This window comes from Selenomonas sp. (assembly GCF_052169755.1).
Classification (GTDB): domain Bacteria; phylum Bacillota; class Negativicutes; order Selenomonadales; family Selenomonadaceae; genus Selenomonas.
Map to the genome: position 1 here is coordinate 1 of NZ_JBQNBV010000122.1, position 6,251 is coordinate 6,251.

Consider the following 6,251-nt stretch of genomic DNA (forward strand, 5'->3'; position numbering starts at 1 on the left):
GAGGGCAATATCTACAGCATCGAGCGCGACAGGGCGAAGTCATCGGTGAGCGTCACGGCTTTTGACCATCTCTATGTACTGGCAAAGAGCAAGACGACGCGTAAGTTTGACAACATCACGCCTGAGGACATCACACGGCAGGTTTGCGCCGAACTTGGCGTATTGGTCGGCGACATCGTCGAGACAGGCACAGAGGTCTCCTTTATCGCCAACGCCAAGACGGGCTACCAGATCGTCCAGGGCGCGTACACCGAGGCTGCGAAGGTGACGGAGAAGAAATACCATCCTGTCATGAACGGCGCAAAGCTCGACGTGATCGAGAAGGGGACGCTCATCGAAGGTTACACGGCGGATTCTGCCGTCAACATGGAAGACAGTGTCTATAAGGAGAGCATCGAGAACCTCATCGACCAGATTCTTGTCGTTGATGAGGAAGGAAACCGCGTCGATTATGTGCGAAACGATGAGCACATCAAAAAATACTCCATGTTTCAAGACGTCTACAAGCAAGACCCGAACAAGGACACGCAGACGGAAGCCAAGGCGATGCTCAAGAAGCCCGAGCGGTCGGGGCATATCACGGCGCTCGGCGACTACCGCGTGAAGTCGTCCTACTCCATCACGGTGAAGGACAGTCTCTTTAAGGGGCAGTTCTGGGTGAAGGCGGATACGCACACATTTGCGGATGGAAAGCATGAGATGAAGCTCGAACTTGAGTTTGAGAACCTCATGAATGAGGAAAAGACGGAGAAGGAAGAGGAGAAGAAGGAGAGGGGGGAGCGTCGTGGCGGAAGTTATACCGAGCGCGGAGAACTCGATGAGCAAGATGCTGGCGATTCAGCATGACATCGCCGAAGAGCATACGCCGCTTTTGCCGAGTGTCGGGAAGGTGCTGACGCCGCCGCCCGCGCTGTCCGTCGCATGGAACGACATCGTGCTTACGCCTGATAAGCTCTATCTCAATGAGTATTGGCTGCCCGGGCATACGCGCCACATCGTCGGCGAGACGGATTTTCGAGGCGGTGGCAGCGGCGATCCTGCATACGAATCGCATAACCACCCGATCGACAATGACGAGACGTGGACGGACACCTTAAAGCCCGGCGACCTCGTGAGTGTCTATCCGCAAGAGGGTGGGCAGATCTTTATCATCGAAAGCAAGCTGGTGAAACTATGAGCAGGGAGTTTCCATTTATCAGCTCGACGCGCGATGTCGTTGGAAGTGAACTGCCTCTTTTCAAGGAGTACGCGTGGGATTTCGAGCGTGACTGCTTTTTGTATGACGCGAACGGGCGACATATCCTTTTGACGGGCAACGACGCCCTTGTAGTCTGGATTTACAAAGCGCTCAAGACGGAGCGCTTTTCTTATCTTGTTTATTCGTGGCAGTACGGCATCGAGCTGAAGCCTTTTATTGGCAAGGTCATGGGCGTCGAGGAGCGGTATTCCGAACTCAAACGCGTCATCACGGAGTGCCTGATGGTCAATCCCTACATCAAGAGCATTGATTCGTATTCCTTCGTGCCGGAAAATCGTGGGGAGCTGGTGCACGTCCGTATAACGCTCACGACAATCTACGGGGAGGTGACGCTTGATGTATAGAGCTCGCGAACAGAAGGACATCCTGCGCGAAATGCAGGATTCGAGCAACACGCCTGCGAGTAAGATCGAGGGCACGTTTGAATACGACATGCTCGCCGCCAATTCAGTGGAGTTTGCCAAAGTAGAAGTCGAGTTGGAAGAGGCGTACAAGGCGGCGTTCGCTGATACGAGCTGGGGCGAATACTTGACGAAGCGTGCCGCTGAATTTGGCGTCGTGCGAAAAGAAGCGACAAAGGCGATCGGAAAAGTCCGCGTAAAAGGCTCGGGGCGCATCGTAGCCGGAAGCCTGTTTCAAACAGAGAAGGGGGTGCGCTATCAGACGATGCGCACGGTAGACGTTGTGCAGGTCGCTGTACTTGATATAGAAGCTCTATTGCCGGGCAACATCGGCAATACGGGAAAAAATACGGTCACAAAAATCCCGATGAGCATCCCCGGCATCAATTTTGTAACCAACGAAGAGGAAATTCATGGCGGTTACGACGCAGAAACCGACGCAGCACTCTTGGAGCGCTATTTACGTGTGGTGCGGACTCCGGCGACCAGCGGCAACAAGTACCACTATCACAACTGGGCGATGAGCATCGCGGGGGTCGGTGCATGTCGTGTCGTACCACTTTGGAAAGGCGCGGGAACTGTGAAGATCTTGATACTGGACGCAGATTTGAAAACGGCTCCGACAGAGCTGATCGAGAAAGTTAGGGGCTATATTGAAGATGTCCGTCCGATCGGCGCGACAGTGACTGTCATGAGCCCTGCGCCTAAGCCATTGACGATCACGGCGGCTGTGGCTGGACGTTGCGATGAGGCGGCGCTCATCTCTGCGATTAACGACTACCTGAAGAAAAAGAGCTTGAGTTTAAAATATCTCTCGTCTGCACAGGTCGGGGATTTGCTGATGAACCAGCCAAGCGTGACAGACTATGACGAGCTCTTGCTTAACGGTAAAAACAGAGTGTCGGTCAGCGAAGATCAATTGCTTTATGTGCAGGAGGTGAGATTGCATGAACTTTCAGTTTCTCCGTGAGCATCCAGCAGAGCTTTCACGGTATTTGCCTGCGTTTCTGCGGCATGATGCGCATTTCAAGGCGCTGCTTAGCAGCTGCAGCGCGGAGCACGAACGCTTGCGGATGCTTTTGCAGGATGTAGTAAAACAGTTTTTTGTAGAAACCGCTACGTGGGGGCTTACTTCTTGGGAGCAGGTGCTTGCTTTGGAGGCTCGCGCCAAAGACGGGTATGAGGCTCGACGTAAGCGTATCCTGCTGAAGCTGCAGGCTAGGCAAATCTCCACCGTCTCTTTTATGGAGCGGCTTGCTTCGGCATACTTCCCGCAAGGGGCGAAGGTGCAGATTGAGGAACAAAACGAACGGTATGCTTTCCGGCTCATCAGTACTGCAATCAGCAGCGATTATTCGGGATTGCTCGAAGCTCTTGAAGAGTATAAACCTGCGCATCTTGCTTTGGCGTTGGATTATCTCATAGAAAGAGAAGCGCAGATCCACGTTGCCGGATATATCACAGAGTATGAGGTCACGGATATACAAAGCGGCGGAGATGTATCGTATGAAATCGATGACACGCCTTTGTACGCTGCCGGATTTGTAGATGGATTGGAAATTATAGAGATAGGAAGTGTGTGACATGGCGCAATTTCCCAAAATCCAGTTGACACAACTGGGGAAAAATATCATCCTTGCGGGACAAAATAAGCAGAAGGTCACTTTCACAAAGGTTGAACTTGGTGATGGACTCTTGGACGGGCAGTCCGTCGATGATATGACGGCACTCGTGCACAGTGTGATGAGCTTGCCTCTACAAAACTTTTTGAACAACGGCGACGGCTCGGCGCGCCTGCGTTTTGTTCTCGATAACAATAATCTTGCTAAGGGTTTTTTTAATCGTGAGATTGGCGTCTTTGCCAAAATCGATGACGGTGAAGAACAGCTTTACGCTTACACTAACGCGGGGAATCTTGCGGACTATATCCCGGGTAAGGAGAGTCCGATTTCGAGCAAGATTATCAACTTGCATATTATCGTCGGCAATGCGATGAATTTGACAATTGTTGCGGAGAATAGCGCTTACGTCACGAAGCTGGATATGGATAGCCATAAGGCTGCTGTCGAGATTGACCATCCTGATGCCAGTGTTACAACGCCAAAGATTAGAGATGGGGCTGTAACAAGCGCAAAAATTGCCGAGCGGGCGATTGAAAAAAAGCATCTCAGAAAAGGGGGAATCGTTGCAGGTGATATAGGCGCATACTCAAAAGAGGACGTCAATAAATTGTTCGACGCCCACCGCAAGAAAACGCCGCTCGATCATCCCGACGGCAGCGTGCTGAAAAGGCATCTCGGATTTGAGGTGTACGACAAAGGCGAAGTCTATAGCAAAAACGAAATCAATCAGTCTTATCGCAAGATAGGCAATAGACATGTAGGTGGTGATATAGACTGGAACACCTTGACTGAGCCTACGACGTATAAGATAAGCAATACTGTAATGGATTCTGCTCATCATGCGCCACCGAATGAATATAACTTCGGACTGTTGGTCGTGAATCGCTTAGAAAATGGTGCGGATAGCGAATGGCGTACCATGCAAATATATTTTCCTCATAGCGTTCCCGGTTATTGGTCGCGTATGTATAATGGCCCTGACGACTATCGCGCCGGAAACTGGGCGGAGTGGAGATATATTCCGACACAAAACGAAGTCGAAACCATCGCGGAGCAAAAAGCGAACACGAGGGTTAGCAAGTCGGGCGATACGATGACGGGTAATTTAGGTTTCGACGGAAGTAACAAAGGGATTGATTTAACTCATGGCTATATATACGGTGGTGGACTAGACAGCGGCGACGCAATCACTCATCAAAATGGCGCTAATATTAACATTGGCTCATGGTGGGGTATCGGTTTTTACGATATGTGCAACAAGAGATATACAGGCTCTATGGATTTGCGTAGTGGTAATTGGCGCACGCTAGGCTCGATGACTGCAGAAACTTTTTACACCAATACATGGTTTAGAGCACTTGGCGATTGTGGTTTTTATTTTGAAGACCACGGCGGCGGTTGGCACATGACCGATAACGAGTGGATACGCGTCTTCAACGGCAAGAATATTTACACGTCGGGGAAGATGCGTTGCGATGCTGGCTTTGAAGGTGATTTGCGTGGTACGGCTTCAAATGCCAACAATCTCGGCGGGCAGTCGTTGCAGTGGATTCTTGAGCAGATCAAAAATAGTATTGTTAAAATTGCAATTTTAACTGGTACTGTTGCACACGGCGGCACAATCCCGTTGCCTAACGGTTTTTTAGAAAGTCAGTGTAAATGGACTGTTTCACCTGCAACTATAGTTGATTTTGCAACAGCAGGAGATTTGAACGATTTTGGATGCACTGTTGATGGACATAGAAAAGTGTCGTGTGTCGCTGAAGGTCATGGAGATTCTGTCAATACGATTGCTAATTACATTATTATTGGGGTGAAATAAAATGTGGTATGTTTTTGACAATAAAGGGGCGTGCATCAGCTCATGTGATTCGGAGCCAAATACAGCTGATTTAGCAACTCGAGGTGAAACGGCAATCGAAAACGCCGTACACTACAGTATTTACCAAATCCACCTTGTAGATGGAAAAATTAAGAAAAAGCCTGCAGCGGAGAGTCCCATAATCACTCCTACCGAGCCGCCTGTCGACACTGAGCGCCTCGCCGTCTACGAGGCCATGGCGGCGCAGGATGAACGCATTGCGTCGTATGCGGAGCGCATCACGGCGCTCGAAGTCGCTCTCAAAGCGAAGGGAGGTGAAAGTAAATGAAGAAGTGGGCTTATATGATCCCCATCTACGCGTATCTCGTGCGTGCAGGGAAATGGGCGATCAGCGAAGAGGACAAGACCGAGGGGCAGAAAGTCGTGCCCGAGGTCTACCGCGACGACGTAGCCGCATACCTCGCTGAGCACACGCAGAGTGCGTGAGGAACAAGAAGAGCCGCTGTAGCGATACGGCGGCTCTTACATTTACATCTAAAGGAGAGGATAAACATTGAATGGGACAGACTTCATCGCCGTCCTTCAGCGGCTGCAGGAAGGGTGGGGCGCTAAACTCGGCGTGTCGTTCGCCCTTGCGATAGCGGCGCAGGAACATGTGCAGATCTTCGTGGCGTTTTTTACGCTCGTATGCCTCGATCTTGCTACAAAGTGGATCTCTCTGTCGCGACAGTATCTTACAGACCGCGGGTGGACTGCTCCGACGCTCTGGCAAGTCTTGTGGCATTTTCGGGCGGCTCGGCGTGCAGGATACATCAAAAGCGACATGATGCGCACGCGGTTCGTGCCGAAAATCTTGACGTATTTCGCCGTTGTCGCAGCTGCCGTGCTATTAGATTTCATCCTGCTCAAGACGCATGCACCAGCATTCGCAGCGACGCTCGTAATCGGGTATTTGTCGCTGACGGAGTTCATCTCGATCTTGGAGAATATGCAGGCATCGGGAGTAGAAGAGGCAGGCGCCCTGCTTGAGCTTGCACGTAAGCGTAGCGGCATAGGCGCCGACAAGAAGCAGGAAAGCGAAAGGAGAAATGACAAATGAAAGTACTCATTAACGCAGGACACGCACCGAACGGCAACCCCGATCCGGG

At 51.1% G+C, this 6,251-nt stretch carries 9 protein-coding genes; all 9 read left to right on the forward strand.

Annotated features, from left to right (window positions below; translation table 11 throughout):
• On the forward strand, positions 1-846 hold an 846-nt coding region (locus ACTTKG_RS08485), incomplete at its 5' end, for an XkdQ/YqbQ family protein (protein ID WP_442673781.1).
• The gene (locus tag ACTTKG_RS08490) at positions 785-1,177 is read left to right on the forward strand and encodes a DUF2577 family protein (RefSeq protein WP_442673782.1); all 393 of its coding nucleotides are present in this window, start codon (positions 785-787) and stop codon (positions 1,175-1,177) included. The genes ACTTKG_RS08485 and ACTTKG_RS08490, both read left to right, overlap by 62 nt.
• Positions 1,174-1,602, forward strand: coding sequence for a DUF2634 domain-containing protein (locus ACTTKG_RS08495; protein ID WP_442673783.1), 429 nt, complete (start codon positions 1,174-1,176; stop codon positions 1,600-1,602). The genes ACTTKG_RS08490 and ACTTKG_RS08495 overlap by 4 nt, the downstream gene beginning before the upstream one ends.
• Complete coding sequence (locus ACTTKG_RS08500) at positions 1,595-2,629, forward strand: baseplate J/gp47 family protein (RefSeq protein WP_442673784.1); 1,035 nt, start codon at positions 1,595-1,597, stop codon at positions 2,627-2,629. Before ACTTKG_RS08495 ends, ACTTKG_RS08500 begins: the two co-directional genes overlap by 8 nt.
• Positions 2,607-3,242, forward strand: a complete 636-nt coding sequence (locus ACTTKG_RS08505) for a putative phage tail protein (RefSeq protein WP_442673785.1) — start codon at positions 2,607-2,609, stop codon at positions 3,240-3,242. The genes ACTTKG_RS08500 and ACTTKG_RS08505 overlap by 23 nt, the downstream gene beginning before the upstream one ends.
• 1 nt (position 3,243) lies before the next feature.
• The gene (gene pilV / locus ACTTKG_RS08510; protein ID WP_442673786.1) at positions 3,244-5,103 is read left to right on the forward strand and encodes a shufflon system plasmid conjugative transfer pilus tip adhesin PilV; all 1,860 of its coding nucleotides are present in this window, start codon (positions 3,244-3,246) and stop codon (positions 5,101-5,103) included.
• 1 nt (position 5,104) lies between these two features.
• On the forward strand, positions 5,105-5,431 hold the full coding sequence (locus tag ACTTKG_RS08515; RefSeq protein ID WP_442673787.1) for a hypothetical protein: 327 nt from the start codon (positions 5,105-5,107) through the stop codon (positions 5,429-5,431).
• Positions 5,428-5,589, forward strand: a complete 162-nt coding sequence (locus ACTTKG_RS08520) for a CD1375 family protein (RefSeq protein WP_442673788.1) — start codon at positions 5,428-5,430, stop codon at positions 5,587-5,589. Before ACTTKG_RS08515 ends, ACTTKG_RS08520 begins: the two co-directional genes overlap by 4 nt.
• Before the next feature lie 67 nt (positions 5,590-5,656).
• A complete protein-coding gene (locus ACTTKG_RS08525; protein ID WP_442673789.1) occupies positions 5,657-6,202 on the forward strand; it encodes a phage holin family protein in 546 nt (181 codons plus the stop codon).
• Positions 6,203-6,251 lie beyond the last annotated feature (49 nt).